The 20802-nt window shown below is 57.2% G+C and carries 20 protein-coding genes; 7 read left to right on the top strand and 13 right to left on the bottom strand.

The features are described from left to right. The 4 genes from AACW18_RS21260 to AACW18_RS21245 are packed head-to-tail and all read right to left on the bottom strand — an operon-like array spanning position 1 to position 4122. Positions 1-699, bottom strand: a complete 699-nt coding sequence (locus AACW18_RS21260; RefSeq protein WP_218389775.1) for a UPF0149 family protein — start codon at positions 697-699, stop codon at positions 1-3. Continuing rightward, positions 696-1931: a restriction endonuclease subunit S gene (locus AACW18_RS21255; protein WP_218389774.1), complete on the bottom strand. Its 1236-nt coding sequence runs from the start codon at positions 1929-1931 to the stop codon at positions 696-698. Before AACW18_RS21255 ends, AACW18_RS21260 begins: the two co-directional genes overlap by 4 nt. After that, positions 1921-3486, bottom strand: a complete 1566-nt coding sequence (locus AACW18_RS21250) for a type I restriction-modification system subunit M (protein ID WP_218389773.1) — start codon at positions 3484-3486, stop codon at positions 1921-1923. The genes AACW18_RS21255 and AACW18_RS21250 overlap by 11 nt, the downstream gene beginning before the upstream one ends. 39 nt (positions 3487-3525) lie before the next feature. Then, on the bottom strand, positions 3526-4122 hold the full coding sequence (locus AACW18_RS21245) for a restriction endonuclease subunit S (RefSeq protein WP_339381614.1): 597 nt from the start codon (positions 4120-4122) through the stop codon (positions 3526-3528). Positions 4123-4370: 248 nt separating this feature from the next. Between AACW18_RS21245 and AACW18_RS21240 the strand changes: the two genes are divergently transcribed. The 3 genes from AACW18_RS21240 to repC are packed head-to-tail and all read left to right on the top strand — an operon-like array spanning position 4371 to position 6391. Further along, complete coding sequence (locus AACW18_RS21240; RefSeq protein WP_103243954.1) at positions 4371-4706, top strand: helix-turn-helix domain-containing protein; 336 nt, start codon at positions 4371-4373, stop codon at positions 4704-4706. Continuing rightward, positions 4693-5565 carry a helicase RepA family protein gene (locus tag AACW18_RS21235; RefSeq protein WP_324761737.1) on the top strand — a complete coding sequence of 291 codons (873 nt, stop codon included), beginning with the start codon at positions 4693-4695 and terminating at the stop codon, positions 5563-5565. The genes AACW18_RS21240 and AACW18_RS21235 overlap by 14 nt, the downstream gene beginning before the upstream one ends. Positions 5566-5611: 46 nt before the next feature. Beyond that, positions 5612-6391, top strand: a complete 780-nt coding sequence (repC, locus tag AACW18_RS21230) for a replication protein C, IncQ-type (RefSeq protein WP_256351976.1) — start codon at positions 5612-5614, stop codon at positions 6389-6391. 294 nt (positions 6392-6685) lie between these two features. Here the strand turns inward: repC and AACW18_RS21225 are convergent, their stop codons facing one another. The 9 genes from AACW18_RS21225 to AACW18_RS21185 form a co-directional block, all read right to left on the bottom strand. Next, complete coding sequence (locus tag AACW18_RS21225; RefSeq protein ID WP_218389770.1) at positions 6686-7825, bottom strand: site-specific integrase; 1140 nt, start codon at positions 7823-7825, stop codon at positions 6686-6688. 162 nt (positions 7826-7987) lie between these two features. Beyond that, a complete protein-coding gene (mnmE, locus tag AACW18_RS21220) occupies positions 7988-9349 on the bottom strand; it encodes a tRNA uridine-5-carboxymethylaminomethyl(34) synthesis GTPase MnmE (protein WP_042651574.1) in 1362 nt (453 codons plus the stop codon). A gap of 99 nt (positions 9350-9448) precedes the next feature. After that, positions 9449-11095 carry a membrane protein insertase YidC gene (gene yidC, locus AACW18_RS21215; protein ID WP_042651573.1) on the bottom strand — a complete coding sequence of 549 codons (1647 nt, stop codon included), beginning with the start codon at positions 11093-11095 and terminating at the stop codon, positions 9449-9451. A 5-nt stretch (positions 11096-11100) separates the two neighbouring features. Beyond that, complete coding sequence (gene yidD, locus AACW18_RS21210; RefSeq protein ID WP_010672280.1) at positions 11101-11349, bottom strand: membrane protein insertion efficiency factor YidD; 249 nt, start codon at positions 11347-11349, stop codon at positions 11101-11103. After that, the gene (gene rnpA, locus AACW18_RS21205; RefSeq protein ID WP_033129678.1) at positions 11316-11675 is read right to left on the bottom strand and encodes a ribonuclease P protein component; all 360 of its coding nucleotides are present in this window, start codon (positions 11673-11675) and stop codon (positions 11316-11318) included. Before rnpA ends, yidD begins: the two co-directional genes overlap by 34 nt. Continuing rightward, positions 11675-11812 carry a 50S ribosomal protein L34 gene (rpmH, locus tag AACW18_RS21200; RefSeq protein WP_033129679.1) on the bottom strand — a complete coding sequence of 46 codons (138 nt, stop codon included), beginning with the start codon at positions 11810-11812 and terminating at the stop codon, positions 11675-11677. The genes rnpA and rpmH overlap by 1 nt, the downstream gene beginning before the upstream one ends. 268 nt (positions 11813-12080) lie before the next feature. Then, a complete protein-coding gene (locus AACW18_RS21195) occupies positions 12081-12815 on the bottom strand; it encodes an amino acid ABC transporter ATP-binding protein (RefSeq protein ID WP_042651572.1) in 735 nt (244 codons plus the stop codon). A 12-nt stretch (positions 12816-12827) separates the two neighbouring features. Continuing rightward, positions 12828-13496, bottom strand: coding sequence for an amino acid ABC transporter permease (locus AACW18_RS21190; protein ID WP_126623440.1), 669 nt, complete (start codon positions 13494-13496; stop codon positions 12828-12830). Beyond that, positions 13497-14255, bottom strand: coding sequence for an amino acid ABC transporter substrate-binding protein (locus AACW18_RS21185; protein WP_042651571.1), 759 nt, complete (start codon positions 14253-14255; stop codon positions 13497-13499). A gap of 309 nt (positions 14256-14564) precedes the next feature. Here AACW18_RS21185 and dnaA point away from each other — a divergent pair, with 309 nt between their 5' ends. The 4 genes from dnaA to gyrB all read left to right on the top strand — a co-directional run bounded on the left by dnaA (position 14565) and on the right by gyrB (position 20639). Beyond that, on the top strand, positions 14565-15935 hold the full coding sequence (gene dnaA / locus AACW18_RS21180) for a chromosomal replication initiator protein DnaA (RefSeq protein WP_042651570.1): 1371 nt from the start codon (positions 14565-14567) through the stop codon (positions 15933-15935). 83 nt (positions 15936-16018) lie between these two features. Continuing rightward, on the top strand, positions 16019-17122 hold the full coding sequence (dnaN, locus tag AACW18_RS21175) for a DNA polymerase III subunit beta (protein WP_042651569.1): 1104 nt from the start codon (positions 16019-16021) through the stop codon (positions 17120-17122). Between the two features lie 2 nt (positions 17123-17124). Next, positions 17125-18228 carry a DNA replication/repair protein RecF gene (gene recF, locus AACW18_RS21170; protein WP_218292557.1) on the top strand — a complete coding sequence of 368 codons (1104 nt, stop codon included), beginning with the start codon at positions 17125-17127 and terminating at the stop codon, positions 18226-18228. After that, the gene (gene gyrB, locus AACW18_RS21165; RefSeq protein ID WP_218389769.1) at positions 18225-20639 is read left to right on the top strand and encodes a DNA topoisomerase (ATP-hydrolyzing) subunit B; all 2415 of its coding nucleotides are present in this window, start codon (positions 18225-18227) and stop codon (positions 20637-20639) included. The genes recF and gyrB overlap by 4 nt, the downstream gene beginning before the upstream one ends. Positions 20640-20802: the final 163 nt, after the last annotated feature.

Genomic DNA, 20802 nt, shown 5'->3' with positions numbered 1-20802 from the left:
TTAATGCAAACAGCACTGCTTGAATTTTTTGCCGCTGCCACAGGGGCAGGGGTCATTGCGCCCGATCTTGGGGGCCGCTCTAACCGACAGGGTTGCTGGTGTGAGTGCAGGTGCGGCTATCGGCGCTGTGTTTGGCCCCCGTTGGGCCAGAAAATGGGCGTGCAGCCGCAAGGCGGCGGGGCCCACCTCGGCCACGCTCTGTTGATGCTCCGGTAGCGACAGGCTGGCAAGCTGTGGCAGCAGGTCATCGCTGCCATGCAGGCGGATCACCTCGAGCGAGCTATTCAGCTCCTCTGGCAAGGCAGGCCAGTTGCCCAGCGCCATGCCACGCAGATAGCCAAAGCACCAATCTTCGGTGTTGCAGATCTCCTGCCCTTCGACATAGTTGGCCATCAGCACCGGGATAAAGTGCTCGGGCTGATAACAGAGGGTATGGGCCAGAATATTCATATGGCCGAGGATCAAATCCAGCGCCCGTTTCATCTCCCGTTCGGACGACCACTCGGGGGGCGTGCCACCCCAGAGTACTGGCCACCACTGGCTCGGCGGTACCAGCTCGGGGCCGGAGAGCACTGCGGTCAGAAAGCCATCGAGTGTCGACAGACTCATCATCGCGTCATCGTTGCCATACTCCATCAACCGCTGCTCCAGCCACTCAACTTCGGCCTCGGTCATGGGGTGAATGGTCACTTTTTTCATGCAGCCTCCTCCACCTTGACCCGCCGCTTGCCGGTCAGCAGTTGTTGCATCAGCGCTTTTTTCTCCTGCTTTAGGGCGTCGAGCTTTTGTTGCAGGGCAGTAATTTCTTGATCGGCAGTGGAAAGCACTGTGGCGATTTTTTTTTGTTCTTCCATTTCGGGAAGATACAGAAGAAAGTCTTTAACCATCCCTGCATTTAGATTTGATTGAGTTCCCTGCTGGCCTTGAAGTTTTATTTCCTCCTTCAAGGAAGTTAAGAAGAAATACAAAAATTCAAAGTTAAGCTCTGATTTAGGTCTAATTCCTAAAATTGCTTGCGAAGAACTCAATGGCACTTGAGCTATGCTGCATTCTCCAATCGATGCGTACATAGCATAAAGAACACTATTTTTTGGATAGATACGTGCTGATGAATTCTCCAAGCCAAGTTCGGTAAGGTTTTTTTCAGTTGAGGAAATCCACTTACCTTGCTTCGTCATGTCAGCAATAGATACCCACGGAATATTTCCTCCGTAATATTCTTCGATGTTGGACTTTGGCGTGCCACCGCTATTCATATCGGCCACAGTGCCTAGCCTTACCTTCTTCCACTCCCCACTAAATCTCACACCATTTTTGTCAAGCAGGCGTTTTTTGCCGGTAAGCAGTTGCTGCATCAGCGCCTTTTTCTGCTGCTGGCTATTGGCCAGCAGTTGCTCGGTAATGCTGAACGCCCTATCCCATGAAGAGAGAATTTGGACGATTTTTTTCTGCTCATGGTGTGGGGGAAGTGGCAAAGCAATATCATTAAGTATTTGCTGACTTAAATTTGATATATTTGTTCCGCCACCATATTGAGATATCTGGCTTTTGAAAAATGAAGACCTCGCTACAAATGCGATATATTGTGGCAGTATGTTCTTCTTGTCTACACGACCGCGAATTGTAAACCCAGAAAACGACAACCTTTCTTTAACCTCGGGGAAAAACAGGCAGCGTCCAATCAGATCTTTGTTGCCATTTGAACGAACAAAGAGCAAATCACCATCGGTAAGAAGTTCGTCATCTTTTATGTTGCTGGCCACATTGACTGATTCGAGACGCTCGGTGCTTCTTAATTCAGAGAGGTCTTTGAAATCGGAAACCCCAACAATTTTTATCTCTTCACCGACATCTGCTTTGGTGAAGTTCAAGCCATTCTTGAATGCCATCACTTTACCAAGCGTTGTATGTGACCATCCCTTAGGCACCATATCCCAGCTCCTCCAGATACTTGGCCATTTCGGTTTCCAGCTCGGTCAGTTGGGCTTTGAGTTGCTCCCGCTCGGCACGCACCGCCAGCAGATCGATCTCTTCCTCTTCCTCGAAGGTTTCCACATAGCGGGGGATATTGAGGTTGTAGTCGTTCTCTTTAATCTCTTTAAGCGAGGCAAGATAGGCGTATTTCTCGACATTGCCGCCGTTGCGGTAGGTGGCGACGATCTTGGCGATATTCTCCGGACTCAGCACGTTCTGGTTCTTGCCCGGCTTGAAGTCGCGGCTGGCGTCGATAAACAGCACATTGTCGTCCACTTTCTCTTTTTTGAAGATCAGGATGGCGGCGGGGATGCCGGTGCCAAAGAACAGTTTCTCCGGCAGGCCGATCACCGCGTCGAGCAGGTTCTCGTCGATCAGCTGCTGGCGGATTTTACCCTCGCTGGAGCCCCTGAACAGCACGCCGTGGGGCACCACGACGCCCATACGGCCGCTCTTGGGTTTCAGGGTTTCGATCATATGGAGGATAAAGGCGTAATCCCCCTTGGTCTTGGGCGGAATGCCGCGCTTGAAGCGGCCATATTTATCAATCCCTGCCTCGTCATGACCCCACTTGTCCAGTGAGAACGGCGGGTTGGCGGTCACGATATCGAAGTGCATCAGATCGCCGTTGTTATCCAGCAGTTTGGGGTTGCGGATGGTATCGCCCCACTCGATTTTGTGGTTGTCTTCCCCGTGCAGGAACATGTTCATCTTGGCCAGTGACCAGGTGGAGCCGATGGCCTCCTGCCCGTAGAGGGCGTAACGTTTCTGGCCGTGGTTTTGCACCACCTTGCGGCCGCACTTCATCAAGAGCGACCCAGAACCACAGGCGGGATCGCAGATGGTATCGCCGAGCTGCGGATCCAGCAGTTCGGCCATCAGATCGGAGACCTCGGGCGGGGTGTAGTACTCGCCAGCCTTCTGGCCGCTGTTGGCGGCAAACTTGCCGATCAGGTACTCGTAGGCGTTGCCAATCACGTCGAGGTTACCGACCCGGCTTGGTTTCAGGTTGAGCTCCGGCTTGGCAAATGCCTCCAGTAGGTAGCGCAGTATGGTGTTTTTCTGCTTCTCTTCGCCCAGGCGATCGCTGTTGAAGCTGATGTCTTGGAACACGCTCTTGTTGCCATCTTTGAGCTTGGTGCCGTTGGCTTCTTCGATAGCGTGCAGGCAGACGTCGATGCGCTCGCCGTTACCGGGTTCGAATCGCTTCTCGTACAAGCTGTAAAAGTTAGCCTTGAAGGACTGAACTACCTTGTCATCCTGATCCTTGATTTCGGCGATGGGCAGCACAAAGCGCTCGCTCTTCATCATCTCTTCGATAAGCTCTGGCGCATCGCCGTACTGCTTCTTGTAGCTGTCGTAATGGTCCTGCCAGACATCAGAGATGTACTTCAGGAACAACATGGTGAGGATGAAATCCTTGTAAGTATCTGGGCTGATGGTGCCACGGAAGATATCGCAGGCACCCCAAACGGTGTTGTTGATAACGTCCTGATTGATCTGTTCGGTCATAAAGGGTGTTTCCTTGGCGTAATAACGGGTATGCGAGCCTCAAGAGGCATCTGTATCGGATTGTTCAAGTAGGCGAGTCGCGATGGCATGCATCATCTGCTCGCCATTGTGCTGGAGGCGCTGCATCAATTGGCGCTCCTCCAGCAGCGTGCGAGCCATTGCCAAAATGGTTTGTTGCTCTGTCAGTGATGGAAGCCCAATCAAGGCCTCTTCCAACACCTGGCGGCGAATACTCTTGGTCAGGGTGCCTTCTGCATGCAGTTCGAAGTAACGCTGGCAGGGCTGCTGATTGAGCTGCCAGGCGAGGAACTCCGGGATCAGTGCATCAGATTGTGGCCTTACCACATAAAAGTGGGGGGCCGCCACAGCTGGCAGTGGGGCATGCCGGGTATCAACCAGCACGGCATAGTTTTGGTTGCCCCGTGCTGCCACCAGAATATCTCCAGTTTGCAGCCAGTCCGGCGCTTTTTTGCCAGTTGCCTCACTGCGCACGCAGCTCATCCAGTCGACACCGAACTCTGACGAGGAGTCTTTCATCTGCACAACGGCCAGATTCCCCTCTGGATACTCGGGGATCTTGCCGCGAAATGGATAACCAGCGCTGATAGTGGCGATTTGGTACAGGTGTAATTTCACAAAAAATCTCGTCATCGCTAATGATGCTGGAGGCTAGTGTCTCTGATGAGACTTTGTTCCGTCAAGACAAAGTTCGATCTTTTTTTGCATCAATGGTAATGGAGTTTTTGCGAGATTTTCACATGTGAAATTTTTTTCTCCGAAAAATCGCTGTAAGTGCCCAAAATGGGCACTTACAGCGGTCTGTATTTTGTTAGGTCCCCGGTACGCTCTTGCATGCTGATGTTTGTAACTAGGGGACAATCTGCATGCGTGAGCAAAATTCGTCAGTTTATAGCGATCCGAATGGATCAATTTTGAAAGAGCTTTATGAGCTTAAACAGCTGGTACGCCAGCAAGGGCTGGCGCAGAAAGAAGTGATTTCTGCCGAGGAGTGCGCCGAGCTGCTGGGGGTGTCGGTTAGCTATGTATACCGACTGACCAGTGAAAAACGTCTGCCGCATTACAAGCCTCAAGGCAAAAAGATCTACTTTAAGCGGGCCGAGCTGTTGGACTGGCTGCTCTCCCACCGCATTTCACCGGACGCCGAGCTCACTGAGCATGTGACCAAGCGTGTGCGGCAAGCTAGTCATGGGCGATTGTGAGGCTGTTATGGAGCGAGATCTCATCGCATCTCATAGGCCCCAGGATCTCCGGTCGGCTTTTGTTGAACCTCCGAGACCCCTCGATTTTGTCCTCCCGGGGCTGCCTGTTGGCTGCGTTGGTGCTTTGGTGTCGCCGGGAGGAGTGGGCAAATCGATGTTGGCATTGCAACTGGCAATGCAGATATCCGGTGGGCCGGATTGGATTGGACTTGGCAATCTGGGCAGGGGGGCTGTGCTCTACCTACCTGCTGAGGACCCTTGGCCTGTACTGCACCAGCGCTTGTTTTCCTTGGGCGTATATCTTGACGCTGAACTTCGTGCCAACGTTGAACGAGACCTTCGTTTGATATCGCTTCAGGGTGCCAGTCCGAATGTGTTGGATAGCCACTGGTGGGAAGCGATTGCTATTTGGGCTAAAGGGGTGAGGTTGATTGTCATCGATACTCTGAGGCGCTTCCACGATGCTGACGAGAACGCGGCCTGTGCCATGACGCAGGTACTGGGTCAGTTGGAGCGGCTGGCCATGGGGCTGGGATGCGCTGTGCTGTTTGTACACCACACCAGTAAATCTGCGGCATTCCAAGAAGCTGGCGATCTGCAGCAGGCAAGCCGTGGTTCGTCGGTACTGGTGGACAACGTCCGCTGGCAGGCCTATCTCGCCACTATGACCAAGAAAGAGGCGCAGCAGCTGGGCGTATCGCCGGATCAGAGCCAGCACTATGTGCGGTTTGGGGTCAGTAAAAGCAACTATGTGCCGCCGTTACCAGAGCGCTGGCTGATGCGGGGAGAGGGCGGCGTGCTGCACCCCGCTAGGTTGGACGTAACACGCCGAGCGGGAGGCAAACGTGCCTTGCTTTGAATTGACCCATGCCCGGCACGACCATATGCACTGTCTGGCCCCAGGATTGTTCAGAGCCATCGCTCCTGGTCAGCGCCGCCGAGACAAGCTGGATGCGGTGTATCGGTTCGGTGGGGGCAATCAGATTGAGTTTTCCGGGCCAGAGCCGCTGGGTGCCGATGACCTTCGTGTGCTTCAGGGGCTGGTTGCCCTGGCTGGTGTTGAGGACTATAGCGCCATCATTGAGCCCATTGCCGCTACCGGGGAGGGCAACAACTTACGTACCCTGCTAGAGCCTCGCTGGGCAGCCAATCAGCAACGAGTCTTGGTAGTCAAAAGCAGCCTGCACAAACTGGCCAAGGAGATTGGCTACGCCAACCCTCGTGACACCAATACGGTGCGCCGCTGTGTCGAGCGGTTATGGAAGGTGTCGGTGATAGCGCAGGTAGCAGGCCAGCGCAGCGGTTTTCGTCTGTTGGCGAACTATGCCAGCGATGCCCTGACCGACGGGCTCTTTGTGGCGCTCAATCCTTTGCTGACCTCCGCCATTATGGGCTCTGGCCGCTATGTTCGTATCGACATGACAGAGGTGCGGCGCCTGAGTGGCAGCATCACCAGACTGTTGCATCAGCGGCTATGTGCCTGGGTCGATGTTGGCCAGAGTCGGACGGTGCAGCTAGACACCTTGGTTGCTTATGTTTTTCCTGAGGAAGCCAGCATGGCCACCCACCGCAAGCGGCAATCGCGAGTCCGCAAGGCACTGGATGAACTGGCTGAACTGGGTTGGTCAATCAGTGAACATGCCAAGAGGCGGTTCACCATAGGCCGGCCTGCGCTATCACGATAATGGTCACAAACCATCACGAAAGTGGTCACAAAGTTCACGATATTGGTCACAGGCCTAATCAGTTAAACCCAGGTGCTACTTGGGCTGCAGGGCGATCCTGAGATTCGATCTAGATTATCTAAGATCATCTACGCCAGCGCTGGGTGGCGCTGGCGTTTCTGTTGGCTCTTCCTGACTAGGATCCGCTTCCTGCTCTAACTGGTTAAGTATCAGCGCAGCCTGCCGGTTGGCGGCTGCGACTACTTCAGGCTTCTCACTGGCCAGGATCTCTTCAAGGGCGCGTCCCATCTTCTATCACTCCAATACGTTGGGAAAATCGAGCATGGCATCTCTACGCCGTGATTCAAGGATGTCTGCATAGATCTCGGTGGTTCTCAACTCGCTGTGCCCCAGTAAGCGGGAGAGCGCATAGATATCGACGCCACGGTTAAGCTGGATGACGGCGAAGCTATGGCGTGCGCTGTGGAAGGTGACCTTCTTGGTTATACCCGCCTGCAACGCCCACCGGGTGAGCTCCATATTGTGCCAGGCCGAGTATTTCAGGCCTTTGAAGATCCGCTCCGATGTCTTTCCTGAGCGCCCCATCAGCTGCATTGCCATGTCATTCAGATCCAGGTATTGCAGGCCACTGGTCTTCTTCTGGATGAAGACGATGCGGTAGTGACCATAGAAGGGCTCCAGCTCGGCCCAGGTCAGCTGATGAATGTCGGACCAGCGTAAGCCCGTGCAGCAGGAGAACAGAAAGGCGCGCTTAAGAACGTCGTAGCGGCACTCGGCCTGTGCAAGGGCCCGTACCTCGTCCTCGGTCAGGTAAACACGCTTGTTCTTCTCCCCCTGGATAGCTTTGACACGTCGTACCGGATTATCCGGTAGCAGCCGCTCCTGCTCTGCCTGGTTCAGGGCTGCCCTTAACTTGTTGAAATAGGCACTTTGGGTGTTGCGGCTCAGTGGCGTGGCGCTTTTGGTGCGGGCTTTGTGCATCAGGTAGTGCCGAAACCCCTCCAGGAACAGCTGATCTACTTCCTCGAAAGTCAGATCAGGCAGTTTATGGAACTGGCGCAAATGCTTAAGGGTAGACACCCAGATGGAATGGTTGCTCTTGCTGCCTGCCGCCTTTTGGTCGGTCACTTCCTGGAAGTACTCGAAGAAGCTGGCCTTGTGGGCATTTGAGAAATCTAGGTGGTGTTTGCCGGTCTCGTATTCGAATAGCCGCTTGGCGCGGATGGCTTCGGCTGCCCGCTGGGTTTCTTTGTTGTGGAGACGCTGTGCTGGGGTACGCGGCTTGTCGTACAGGAAGAGATCCAGGGTCTCTCTGCTGCGTTTGTGCTTGCGGATGCCCGTAACTGGATCAAGGTAGGAACCGGCGTAGTAGGTTAAGCGCAGAGCGCGCTTGCCTTCGGCGTCAGGTTCGCGGATTTCGATGCTGATCTTCATAAGTGTCCCCCGAGAGTACCCCGAGAGGTTACTTCGGGGTACTCTCGGGGTAAATTCTCACGAAACAAGATCAGGCAAGAACAGCCAATAAAAAACAAAGTCCAATATTTACAATGTGTTATGTTCTCACTGGCTGCTTTTTATTGCTGATTTTTCACCACATTACTTGCCGATGCAGAAGCTCGAGAAGATGCGGCCCAGCAGATCGTCCGAGCTGAACTCGCCGGTGATCTCGGACAGGGACTCCTGCGCCAGGCGCAGCTCCTCGGCCACCAGCTCGCCAGCCACATAGACTTCAAGCTGCTCCTTGGCCACCAGCAGCCGATCGGCGGCACGCTCCAGTGCATCCAGGTGACGACGGCGGGCCATGAAGCCCCCCTCGGTGTTGCCCTGAAAGCCCATGCAGGCCTTCAGGTGCTCGCGCAGGGCGGGCAGCCCCAGCTCTGTCTTGGCGGAGATGCGGTAGACCGCGTGACCCAGCTCACTGCGAGGAGCCAGATCCTCGCCGGTCAGATCGGCCTTGTTGCGTACCACGGTGAGACCGATGTTTTTTGGCAGGCGATCGACAAATTCCGGCCAGATCTCCCGCGGGTCTATCGCATCCGTGGTGGTGCCATCCACCATGAACAGCACCCGATCGGCCTGCTCAATCTCGGCCCAGGCGCGCTCGATGCCGATCTGCTCAACCTTGTCCTGGGTGTCGCGCAGGCCGGCGGTGTCGATGATGTGCAGCGGCATGCCATCCAGATGGATGTGCTCGCGCAGCACGTCGCGGGTGGTGCCGGCGATCTCGGTGACGATGGCGGACTCGCGCCCGGCCAGGGCATTGAGCAGGCTCGACTTGCCTGCGTTGGGACGGCCGGCGATCACCACCTTCATGCCTTCCCGCAGCAGGGCGCCCTGCTTGGCCTCGCCGCGTACGTCGTCCAGCTCGGCCATGATGCCGTACAGATCCCCCGCCACCTTGCCGTCGGATAGGAAATCGATCTCCTCGTCCGGGAAGTCGATGGCGGCCTCCACATAGATGCGCAGCCGGGTCAGGCTCTCCACCAGTTGCTGGATCTTGCCGGAGAACTGGCCCTGCAGGGAGTGCATGGCGCTGCGGGCGGCCTGCTCGCTGGAGGCCTCGATCAGATCGGCGATGGCCTCGGCCTGGGCCAGGTCCAGCTTGTCGTTGAGGAAGGCGCGTTCGCTGAACTCTCCGGGACGGGCGGGGCGGAGGCCTTCAATTTGCAGGATTCGGCGGATCAGCATGTCCAGGATGACGGGGCCGCCGTGACCCTGCAGCTCCAGCACGTCCTCGCCGGTGAAGCTGTTGGGGGCCTTGAACAGCAGGGCTATGCCCTGGTCCAGCGGCTGGCCCTGCTCATCCTTGAACGGCAGATATTCGGCATAACGCACCCTGGGCAGTCGACCGAGTACGATTTCGGCGACTCGTTCGGCGGCGGGGCCTGAGACGCGGACTATGCCGACGCCACCCCGGCCGGGGGCGGTGGCCTGGGCCACGATCGTATCTGTTGTCATCTTGCTTGGCTCATCTGTTCGGTAATAGGGTCGGTCATTGCGGACATTGTAATAAAAAAGGCGGCCCGAAGGCCGCCTCTTTTGTCATCAGGGGGAAGATCAGCTGCGGGTGTGCAGGCCTTTCTTCTCCAACTGACGGTAGATGATGGTCTGCTGGGTAATGGAGATGACGTTACTCACCAACCAGTACAGGGTCAGGCCAGCCGGGAACCAGAGGAACATGAAGGTGAAGATGATCGGCATGAACTGCATCACCTTCTGCTGCATGGGGTCCGTGATGGTGGTCGGGCTCATCTTCTGCAGGTACCACATGGAGGCACCCATGAGGATCGGCAGTACGAAGAAGGGGTCCTTCACCGACAGGTCGGTGATCCACAGGGCGAACGGCGCGTGACGCAGCTCGACAGACTCCATCAGTGCCCAGTACAGGGCGATGAAGATCGGCATCTGCACCAGGATCGGCAGACAGCCACCGAGCGGGTTGACCTTCTCCTTCTTGTACAGCTCCATCATGCCCTGGGACATCTTCTGGCGATCGTCACCGAAGCGTTCCTTGAGCGCAGCCAGCTTGGGTTGCAGCATGCGCATCTTGGCCATGGAGGTGTACTGGGCCTTGGTCAGCGGGAACATGATACCGCGTACCAGCAAGGTCAGCATGATGATGGCCAGACCCCAGTTCTGGACGAAGCCGTGGAACACGGTCAGCAGCCAGTGCAGCGGCTGAGCGATGAACCAGAGCCAGCCGTAGTCGACGGTCAGGTCGAGGTGGTTTGCCACCTTGGCCATCTGATCCTGCAGCTTGGGACCGACCCACAGCTTGCTGGTCACTTCGGCCTGCTGACCGGCAGCCACGTCAACCAGCGGCGCCTTGTAACCAATGATGGCCTGGTCTTTACCCGGGATCACGCGGCTGTAGAAGCTGTTGGTATCCTCGGCATTCGGTGCCCAGGCGGAGACGAAGTAGTGTTGCAGCATGGCGACCCAACCACCCTTGGTGGTCTTGTTCAGGTCGGCATCCTTCATCTCGTCGAAGGTGTACTTCTTGTAGCGGGTATCTTCGCTGGAGAAGGCACCACCACGGTAGGCGCTGGCCACCATGGCATGACCTTCCTGGTCCTTCGGCGTGGTCACTGTCTGCTTCAGCTGGCCGTAGAACTGTACCTGGACGGGTGCGGCAGACTTGTTGTCGATCTTGTAATCGACGCCAATGGCGTAGTCACCGCGCTTGAGCACGAACTCCTTGGTGAAGACCACGCCCTTGCTGTCGGTCCAGGTCATGGGGACCACGACCTGATCCTGACCGTCGGCCAGCTGGTAGCTGGTCTGGGCGGCTTCGTAGGTGGGACGACCCTGAGCCTGGCTGTCCGGGCCATCACGACCAACCAGACCGCTCTGGGCAACGTAGAGGTGCGCAGGTTGACTGGTCAGCAGGGTGAACGGCTGCTCCTTGCCTTCTTCCAGCTTGTGGGCCAGCAGTTCGGCAGAGACGATGTCACCGCCCTGGGTATCCAGGGTCAGCTTGAGCACGTCGGAAGAGACGGTGATCAGCTTGCGTGCGGTGGTGGCGTTGGCTTGCTCGGAAACCTGAGGAATATCACCGGTCTGACCGGCTTCAGGTACGAAATGTTCGGTTTGGGCCACGGTAGTCGGGGCCGGCTTCGGAGCCTTGTCGGACTCCCACTGTTGCCAGAGCAAAAAGCTCACGAACAGCAAACCGATCAGGAGTAAATTGCGTTGTGATTCCATAGTCTTCAGTTTCTTCGCTTTGGTTGCGGAACCGGGTCATAACCACCCTCGGATAAGGGATGGCATTTTAATAGACGTTTGCTAGCTAACCAAACGCCTTTTATGAAACCGTGAAGTCGGATGGCTTCTATCGCAAATTGGGAACAAGTCGGAGTGAAACGGCAGCGTGGCCCGAGCAGGGGACTAATGATTAGCTGATACAGGCGTATCAGTTTGATAGCTACCCATTGCAACGGCGTGACAGAGTGCGCCATAGCTTTTCCAGTAACTTGAACAACTCTTCGTTATCCATCTCTTTGACGCCGCCTTTGGCTATGACGACGATGTCGATAGCGGGCAGGTTGGCCTGATTGAGACGGAAGCTTTCCCGTACCACTCGTTTGACACGGTTACGCCAGACGGCACGCTTGAGTGCTTTTTTGGGCACGGCGAGGCCAAGACGGGGATGTTCGAGAGTATTGGGGCAAGCAAGAAGTGTAATTTGCGGAGAAGCGGCCCGGACAGGCTCGGCGAAAACGCGTTTGAAGTGTTCGGGAGTTAACAGACGTAACTCCCGAGAGAAGGTGTGCTGGGTAGGCATTAGACTACCAGGCGGGCACGACCCTTGGCACGACGAGCGGCCAGAACCTTGCGACCATTGGCAGTAGCCATGCGGGCGCGGAAACCGTGAGAGCGCTTGCGCTTCAGGTTGGACGGCTGAAAAGTACGTTTACTCATGATTAGATTCCGTATTTCTGTACAGTTTTGATTGTCACACTGAGCCGACGCGCCAGCTATAGCGTGTGACGACTAGCAAAAGAGGCCGAATTCTAAACAGAGTTCGGCTTCCAGTCAATCCGCCGTACCCCCTCATCTTGCTCTAACTCGTGAAGAGGCAGCGAAAGTTGACAGGATCCGAAGGATCAAGGGCCCGAATTATACTGGCAACCCGGGGTTAAACAAGGATCCTCCAAGAAAAAAGGCGGCCAGGCCGCCAAAGAGAGAGCTATTTAAGTACTTTGCGCAGGAACTCCCGGGTACGGGGATCCTGCGGATCGACCAATATCTGATCCGGCGGGCCCTGTTCCACGATCCGGCCCCCCTCCATGAAGATCACCCGATCGGCGACATCACGGGCAAACTCGATCTCGTGGGTCACCACCACCATGGTCTGGTGCTGGCTGGCGAGTTGTTTCATCAGCCCGAGCACCTCGTCGACCCACTCGGGATCGAGCGCCGAGGTGGGCTCATCGAACAGGATCACCTTGGAGTGTGCCGCCATGGCTCGGCCGATGCCGACCCGCTGCTGCTGGCCGCCGGACAGCGACGCCGGGTAGGCATCCCGCTTCTCGGCGAGGCCTATGTCCTTGAGGATGCCGAGCGCGGTGGCACGCGCCTCCGCCTTGGGCCGCTTCCAGACGGTGATCAGCCCCTCGGCGATGTTGTCTAGCGCCGTCTTGTTGGCAAACAGGGCGTAGTTCTGGAACACGAAGGAGGCACGCTTGCGCAGCTCTATGGCCTGCTGCTCGCTGGCGTTGGCCAGGTCCAGTTGCAGGTCATCGATGGCCAGCCGGCCCGCATCCGGGGTCTCCAGCAGGTTGAGGCAGCGCAGCAGGGTCGATTTACCGGTCCCAGAGGGGCCGATGATGACTACTATGTCTCCCTTCTTGACCTCAAGGTCGATGCCGTTCAGCACCTGATTACCGTCAAACGCCTTGGAGAGGCCCGTTAATTTAATCATGACAGACCTCCTTTAATAGGCACGGTTCAGGTGCACTTCCAGCAGGTGCTGCAAGCGGGTGAAGATGATGACGACGACCCAGTAGACCAGGGCGACCGCCATGAAGCTCTCGAAGAACTTGAAGGAGGAGGAGGCTTCCATCTGCGCCTTGCCCATGATCTCCGCCACCCCCAGGGTGAAAGCCAGGGAGGTGCTCTTGATCATGTCGATGAAGTAGTTCATCAGCGATGGGGTCGCGATGCGGGCCGCCTGCGGCAATATGATCCGCTGCATCGCCTGATAGCGACTCATGCCGATGCTGAGGGCTGCCTCCATCTGGCTCTTGTGGATACCCAGAATGGCGGCGCGGATCGACTCGGCCATGTAGGCGGCAAAGTGCAGGGTCAGGCCGACGATGGCGGCGGTAAAGGCATCCATTCCCACGAAGATGGGGAACAGTTGTGGCAGGCCGTAGTAGAGCAGGAACAGCTGGACGAGCAGGGGGGTACCCCGGAAGAACGAGATGTAGAGCATCGCCAGCCAGTGGATCGCGGGGACGCGAAACACCCGTACTATCGCCAGGGTCAGCGATAGTACGAGTGCCAATGCGAATCCCCACAGGGCCATTTCCATCGTGGTGCCCAAGTATTTGAGCAAGATGGGAAACAGCCCCAGTGTGTACTCGAGATCGAATTCCATCATTTATTTGTTAGTGATGTCCGCTGCGAACCATTTTTCCGAGATCTTGGTCAGGGAGCCGTCTTTGCGCATGGCGGTGAGGGCGTCGTCGACTTTCTTCAGCACTGCCTGCTTCTCCGGGGTCTTCAGGAAGGGCAGGGCGTTCTCTATGGTCTCGAACGGCTTGCCAGCCTGTTGCAGCGGCAGCTTGGATTCCTTGATCAGCTGTGCGGTGGAGACGCGGTCCATCACGAAGGCATCGATGCGGCCCAGGGCGACATCCTGCTCGAAGCTGGAGTCATAGGTACGGATATCGATCTTCTTCTCTGGATCATTTTTGCGCAGCAGCTCTTCGAAGTTGGAGCCGAGGTTCACGGCGACTGTCTTGCCGGCCAGATCCTTGAAGCCCTGGATAGTGCTGTTGCCCTTGCGCACCACGATCTGGGCGCCGTCATAGACATAGGGTTGGGAGAAGGCGTATTTGGCCTTGCGCTCGTCGGTGATGGTGATCTGGTTGGAGATGGTATCGACGCGACCGGTTTCCAGCATGCCAAACAGGCCGGAGAAGCTGGCGGTGACGAATTCCACCTTGTAGCCGGTGCGCTCACCGATCTGGTTCCACATGTCCACCTCGAAGCCCTGCAGCTTGTCCTGCTTGACGAAGGTAAACGGGAAATATTTGCCGGACATGCCGACCTTGATGGTTTCCTGGGCGATGGCCTGGCCGGACAGGCTGGCCAGCAGAATGGCGGCGCCGGAGATCAGCTTGATGGTGGATGTCATGGGGATTCCTCTCTCTGTTGTTCTGTATTTTTAGTTGTAATCACGGGTTGGCGCTGATGTTATTGGAATAAAATATAAAGAATAAATGATATTTGGTTATATAAAATAACCGCGGCAGCATCGAATCATTCTGTCCACACCCCAGTCGGGGGCTGTGGGTAACTTTGGGGATGAAATCAGATCCTGAGGCGCTGGATCCTTGAAAGTCAAGGATCTTATTTGCTGGATCCGGGTGGCGGCAACTAGAGATCCAGCCGCTAAAAACGTAGAATAGCCGGTCTTTAGTTAATCAATTGACGGGAGTCTAGAGTGACTGCTTCGCTATGGCAGCAGTGCCTAAACCGGCTGCAAGATGAGTTGCCCTCGGCAGAATTCAGCATGTGGATCCGGCCGCTTCAAGCGGAGTTGAGTGACAATACTCTGACCCTGTATGCACCGAATCGCTTCGTTCTGGATTGGGTACGCGACAAGTACCTGCTCCGGGTCAACGGCATCATCAACGAGCTCTGCGGAGTCGATGGTCCCACCCTGCGTTTTGACATAGGTAATCGTCCCCATCCCGTCGCGGTCGCCAGAGCGCCGGCGCGGGGTGCTGCGCCTGTGAATAACTTGCAGAAGAGCTGGGAAAGCAAGACGGAAACCAAGCCCGAGCCGAACCACAAGAGCAACACCAACGTGAACTATACCTTCGAGAACTTCGTCGAAGGTAAGTCCAACCAGTTGGCTCGTGCGGCGGCCCGTCAGGTAGCCGACAATCCGGGTGGCGCTTATAACCCGCTGTTCCTCTACGGTGGCACCGGTCTGGGCAAGACCCACCTGCTGCACGCCGTCGGCAATGCCATCAAGGAGCGCAAGAAAGACGCCAAAGTCATCTACATGCACTCCGAGCGCTTCGTCCAGGACATGGTGAAGGCGCTGCAGAATAACGCCATTGAAGAGTTCAAGCGTTATTACCGTAGCGTCGATGCCCTGCTCATCGATGACATTCAGTTCTTCGCCAACAAGGAGCGCTCCCAGGAGGAGTTCTTCCATACCTTCAATGCGCTGCTCGAGGGTAACCAGCAGATCATCCTGACCTCGGATCGCTATCCGAAGGAGATCAACGGCGTCGAGGATCGTCTCAAGTCCCGCTTCGGCTGGGGCCTGACCGTGGCGATCGAACCGCCCGAGCTGGAGACCCGCGTCGCGATCCTTATGCGCAAGGCGGACGAGAACCAGATCCACCTGCCGGACGAAGTCGCCTTCTTCATCGCCAAGCGCCTGAGATCCAACGTCCGTGAACTGGAAGGGGCCCTCAACCGGGTCATCGCCAACGCCAACTTCACCGGCCGCGCCATCAACATCGATTTCGTACGTGAAGCGCTGCGCGACTTGCTGGCCTTGCAGGAGAAACTGGTCACCATCGACAACATCCAGAAGACGGTGGCGGAGTACTACAAGATCAAGCTGGCGGATCTGTTGTCCAAACGCCGCTCACGCTCCGTTGCCCGTCCGCGCCAGCTGGCGATGGCACTGGCCAAGGAGCTGACCAACCACAGTTTGCCGGAGATAGGTGATGCCTTTGGTGGCCGTGACCACACGACCGTTCTTCATGCCTGCCGCAAGATCGAGCAGCTGAAGGAGGAGAGTCACGACATCAAGGAAGACTATTCCAACCTGATCCGTACCCTTTCCTCCTGATAACAACGGTGAGTGGACAGATGCAGCGCGAATATTCCAACCTGATTCGAATCCTTTCGTCCCGATAACAACGGAGAGCACAGATGCAGCTCGAAATTAGCCGTGAGGCCCTGTTACGTCCTCTGCAACTGGTGTCCGGTGCCCTCGGTGGCCGGCCGACCCTGCCGATCCTCGGCAATGTCCTGCTCGATGTCAGCAACGGTCTGTTATCCCTGACCGGTACCGACCTCGAGGTGGAGATGATCGGTCAGGTCTATCTCAACAGCGACAGCCAGGATGGCCGCACCACAGTGCCGGCCCGCAAGTTGCTGGACATCTGCCGTGGCCTGCCGGAAGGGGCGGACATCCGCCTCAGCACCGAAGGCGAACGGTTGATCATCCGCTCCGGTCGTTCCCGCTTCAACCTCTCGACCCTGCCAGCTACCGAGTACCCGAATATCGAGGACTGGGAGTCCGTGCTCGAATTTGACATCGGTCAGCTGGAACTGAAGAGGCTGATCGATGCGACCCAGTTCTCCATGGCCAGCCAGGACGTGCGCTACTACCTGAACGGCATGCTGTTTGAGAGCGAGGGCCACGGCCTGCGCACCGTCGCCACCGATGGTCACCGTCTCGCTACCTGCCGCCGTGAGGTGGTACAGGAATCGCTGCCCGATCATCAGGTCATCCTGCCCCGTAAAGGGGTGCTGGAACTGGTGCGCCTGCTGGAAGCGGAAGACAAGCCGGTACGGCTGCAGATCGGCCGCAGCAACCTGCGCGCCGCGCTGGATGGCTTCATCTTCACCTCCAAGCTGGTGGACGGTCGCTTCCCGGACTGGCGCCGAGTCATTCCGCGCAACAGCGACAAGGCCCTGATCGCCGGTCGTGAGGATCTGCGCCAGGCGTTCGCCCGCGCTGCCATTCTTTCCAACGAAAAATTCCGTGGGGTGCGTCTCAATTTGCAGCAACATCTGCTGCGCATCACCGCCAATAACCCGGAACAGGAAGAAGCGGAAGAGCTGCTTGACGTACAATACGAGGCCAGCGAGATGGAGATCGGCTTCAACGTCTCCTATGTGCTGGACGTGTTGAATACGTTAAAATGTGACCAGATCCGGATCAGCCTGAGCGATTCCATCAGCAGTGCCATTATTGAGGACTTTGACAGTCAAGATGCTCAATACGTGGTGATGCCGATGCGGATCTAGTCGTGTCCCTGGTCAAGCTCCAGCTCAGTGATTTTCGCAATATCCAGCAGGCCAGTCTCAAGCTGTCCCCCGGTCTCAATATCCTGGTCGGGTGCAATGGCAGCGGCAAGACCAGCGTGCTGGAAGCCATTCACTACCTCGGTCTCGGTCGTTCCTTTCGCACTCACCTGACCGGGCGGGTCATCCGCCAGGGGGAGCGGGCCTTCACCCTGTTTGCCCAGTGCGAGCTGGAGGGGCGTCAGGTGCCCATCGGGCTCGCCAAGGACAAGAGTGGCGAGACCCAGCTCAAGATCGCCGGGGCCCAGGCCCAGCGGCTGGCCGAGCTGGCGGAGTTGCTGCCGGTCCAGTTGATCCATCCCGATGGTTTCAACCTGCTGACCGGCGGGCCCCAGGCGCGCCGGGCCTGGCTGGATTGGGGCGTATTCCATCAGGAGCCGACCTTCTTCTCTCTGTGGGGACGAGTGCGGCGGCTGCTGAAGCAGCGTAACGCCTTGCTGCGCCAGAGCAGCCAGTATCGCCAATTGGCGTTCTGGGATCAGGAACTGGTACGGCTGGGGAGTGAACTGGCAGAGTTTCGCGCCAGTTATTGTCAGGCCATTACGCCCCTGATCAAGGAGATGACGGCGGATTTTCTGCCGGAATTCGACATCAGTCTCGGTTTCTATCGGGGCTGGGAGAAAGACCGCCCCCTCGGCGAATTGCTGGAGGCGGGGTTTGAGCGGGATCGCTCGCTGGGGTACACAGGGGTAGGCCCGCAGAAGGCCGATGTGCGACTCAAGGCGAACGGGGTGCCCGCTCAGGATATTTTGTCCAGGGGTCAGCTGAAGTTGTTGGTCTGTGCCATGCGACTGGCCCAAGGGCTCTATTTGAATCAACATAGCAGCCGCGGCTGTATATTTTTAATTGACGATTTTGCCTCTGAACTGGATGTCGACAAGCGCCGCTTGCTGGCCGCAAGGCTGAAGCAGTGTGCGTCCCAGGTGTTTATCACCGCCATCGACACCGGTCAGCTCGCAGACATGATGGATGCGAATGACTGCAAGTTGTTCCACGTGGAACAAGGCAAGATCTCCGAAACGTTAGAGAAGGCAGAGAGTAAGCTATGAGTGAAAATACTTACGACTCCTCGAATATCAAGGTGCTGAAGGGCCTGGATGCGGTCCGCAAGCGCCCGGGGATGTACATCGGCGATACGGATGATGGCTCGGGTCTGCACCACATGGTGTTTGAGGTCGTCGATAACTCCATTGACGAGGCTCTGGCTGGCTACTGCTCCGATATTCTGGTCAAGATCCATTCAGACGGTTCCGTCTCAGTGCGTGACAACGGTCGGGGCATCCCGGTCGACATCCACGAGGAGGAGGGCCGTTCCGCCGCAGAGGTCATCATGACAGTGCTGCACGCCGGCGGTAAGTTCGATGACAACTCCTACAAGGTGTCCGGTGGCCTGCACGGCGTGGGCGTCTCCGTAGTAAACGCCCTGTCCGACAAGCTGTTGCTGACCATCCGTCGTAACGGCCATGTCTACGAGCAGACCTATCACCTGGGTGAGCCGCAGGCGCCGCTCAAGCAGATCGGCGACAGCAGCAGTGGCACTGGTACCGAGGTGCGCTTCTGGCCGAGCCCGACCATCTTCACCGATACCCTGTATCACTACGAGATCCTGGCTAAGCGCCTGCGCGAGCTCTCCTTCCTCAACTCCGGCGTGTCCATCCGCCTCGAGGATGAGCGTGATGGCCGCGAGATGCATTTCTGCTACGAGGGCGGCATCAAGGCCTTCGTCGAATACCTGAACCAGAACAAGACGCCGATCCACCCCAAGGTGTTCCATTTCTCCACCGAGCAGGACGGCATCGGCGTCGAAGTCGCCATGCAGTGGAACGATGCCTATCAGGAAGGGGTGTACTGCTTCACCAACAACATCCCGCAGCGGGATGGGGGTACTCACCTGGTGGGCTTCCGTACCGCGCTGACCCGTACCCTCAACACCTATATGGATAAAGAGGACTACAGCAAGAAGGCCAAGTCGGCCGCCAGCGGCGACGACGTGCGTGAAGGCCTGATCGCGGTCATCTCGGTCAAGGTGCCGGATCCCAAGTTCTCCTCCCAGACCAAGGACAAGCTGGTCTCGTCCGAAGTGAAGACCGCCGTTGAACAGGCGATGGGTGAGAAGCTGGGTGAATTCCTGCTGGAAAACCCGAGCGATGCCAAGATCGTGGTCAACAAGATCATCGATGCGGCCCGTGCCCGCGAGGCCGCCCGCAAGGCGCGTGAGCTGACCCGCCGCAAGGGCGCGCTGGACATCGCCGGCCTGCCCGGCAAGCTGGCGGACTGCCAGGAAAAAGACCCGGCCCTGTCCGAACTCTACATAGTGGAAGGGGACTCTGCTGGCGGCTCCGCCAAGCAGGGTCGCAACCGCAAGAACCAGGCCATACTGCCGCTCAAGGGCAAGATCCTGAACGTGGAGAAGGCCCGTTTCGACAAGATGATCTCCTCGCAAGAGGTGGGCACCCTGATCACCGCCCTGGGCTGTGGCATCGGTCGTGACGAGTACAACCCGGACAAGCTGCGCTACCACAACATCATCATCATGACCGATGCGGACGTCGATGGTGCTCACATCCGGACCCTGCTGCTGACCTTCTTCTACCGCCAGATGCCGGAAATCATCGAGCGTGGCTACGTCTTCATCGCCCAGCCGCCGCTGTACAAGGTCAAGAAGGGCAAGCAGGAGCAGTATCTGAAAGATGAAGATGCGCTGCTGCAGTACCAGACCTCCATGGCGCTGGATGGTGCGACCCTGCACGTCAACGAATCTGCCCCGGCCATCGGTGGCGAGGCGCTGGAGCGTCTGGTCAACCAGCACCGCGCCGTCTCCCACCTGATCACCCGCATGTCTCGCCGTGCGCCGGATGCCGTGCTGACCCAGCTGATCTATCAGCCTGAGTTGAACGAGACCCTGCTGGCCAGCGAGAGCGACCTGCAGGCCTGGTGTCAGAGCATGGAAGCCGTGCTCAACGAGAGCAACCACGGCATCCAGTACCAGATGCAGGTGCGTCGCGACGAAGAGCGCAGCCTGTTCGTGCCGCACGCCGTGGTGCGTCAGCACGGTGTGGATCGTGAATACGCGATCAGCTACGACTTCCTGCAGTCCGGTGAATACCGTCAGCTGGTCTCCCTGGGCAAGGAGATCGCCAACCTGATCGAGGACGGCGGTTTCATCAAGCGGGGCGAGAAGGTCAAACCGGTCGCGAACTTCGTGGAAGCCGTCGACTGGCTGATGAGCGAAGGCAAGCGCGGCATCTACATCCAGCGCTATAAAGGGCTGGGTGAGATGAACCCGGAGCAGCTGTGGGAAACCACCATGGATCCGGAAGCGCGCCGCATGCTGCGGGTCACCATCGACGATGCCGTCGGTGCCGACCAGCTGTTCTCCACCCTGATGGGGGATGCCGTCGAGCCGCGTCGTGACTTCATCGAGACCAATGCCCTGCGGGTAGCGAACCTCGACGTCTAATTGACGCCGTCAGGCAGACAGTAAAAAGCCGGTCACAAGGACCGGCTTTTTTATATCGGTAATCTGCGGGATTTGAGCCGTTTGCTTGGGATGGCCCGCTTCCGGATGGGCTTGGATCTTGATGGATGTTCCACGTGAAACACCGCACCTGATGACTATTTCC

Origin of the sequence: Aeromonas sp. sia0103, from assembly GCF_963895295.1 — a bacterium.
In the GTDB taxonomy this organism is placed as follows: Bacteria; Pseudomonadota; Gammaproteobacteria; order Enterobacterales; family Aeromonadaceae; genus Aeromonas; species Aeromonas encheleia.
Note: the sequence above shows the minus strand (reverse complement) of the source record. Positions and strands in the feature narration are given on the sequence as shown.

What these genes read in the sequence shown, in the direction of transcription:
- rnpA (WP_033129678.1), bottom strand. Translation starts at nt 11,675, where the DNA reads ATGCCTACCCAGCACACCTTCTCTCGGGAGTTACGTCTGTTAACTCCC.
- yidC (WP_042651573.1), bottom strand. Translation starts at nt 11,095, where the DNA reads ATGGAATCACAACGCAATTTACTCCTGATCGGTTTGCTGTTCGTGAGC.
- AACW18_RS21225 (WP_218389770.1), bottom strand. Translation starts at nt 7,825, where the DNA reads ATGAAGATCAGCATCGAAATCCGCGAACCTGACGCCGAAGGCAAGCGC.
- yidD (WP_010672280.1), bottom strand. Translation starts at nt 11,349, where the DNA reads ATGGCGCACTCTGTCACGCCGTTGCAATGGGTAGCTATCAAACTGATA.
- AACW18_RS21260 (WP_218389775.1), bottom strand. Translation starts at nt 699, where the DNA reads ATGAAAAAAGTGACCATTCACCCCATGACCGAGGCCGAAGTTGAGTGG.
- dnaN (WP_042651569.1), top strand. Translation starts at nt 16,019, where the DNA reads ATGCAGCTCGAAATTAGCCGTGAGGCCCTGTTACGTCCTCTGCAACTG.
- AACW18_RS21235 (WP_324761737.1), top strand. Translation starts at nt 4,693, where the DNA reads ATGGGCGATTGTGAGGCTGTTATGGAGCGAGATCTCATCGCATCTCAT.
- AACW18_RS21250 (WP_218389773.1), bottom strand. Translation starts at nt 3,486, where the DNA reads ATGACCGAACAGATCAATCAGGACGTTATCAACAACACCGTTTGGGGT.
- gyrB (WP_218389769.1), top strand. Translation starts at nt 18,225, where the DNA reads ATGAGTGAAAATACTTACGACTCCTCGAATATCAAGGTGCTGAAGGGC.
- AACW18_RS21185 (WP_042651571.1), bottom strand. Translation starts at nt 14,255, where the DNA reads ATGACATCCACCATCAAGCTGATCTCCGGCGCCGCCATTCTGCTGGCC.
- rpmH (WP_033129679.1), bottom strand. Translation starts at nt 11,812, where the DNA reads ATGAGTAAACGTACTTTTCAGCCGTCCAACCTGAAGCGCAAGCGCTCT.
- AACW18_RS21195 (WP_042651572.1), bottom strand. Translation starts at nt 12,815, where the DNA reads ATGATTAAATTAACGGGCCTCTCCAAGGCGTTTGACGGTAATCAGGTG.
- mnmE (WP_042651574.1), bottom strand. Translation starts at nt 9,349, where the DNA reads ATGACAACAGATACGATCGTGGCCCAGGCCACCGCCCCCGGCCGGGGT.
- AACW18_RS21255 (WP_218389774.1), bottom strand. Translation starts at nt 1,931, where the DNA reads ATGGTGCCTAAGGGATGGTCACATACAACGCTTGGTAAAGTGATGGCA.
- AACW18_RS21240 (WP_103243954.1), top strand. Translation starts at nt 4,371, where the DNA reads ATGCGTGAGCAAAATTCGTCAGTTTATAGCGATCCGAATGGATCAATT.
- AACW18_RS21190 (WP_126623440.1), bottom strand. Translation starts at nt 13,496, where the DNA reads ATGATGGAATTCGATCTCGAGTACACACTGGGGCTGTTTCCCATCTTG.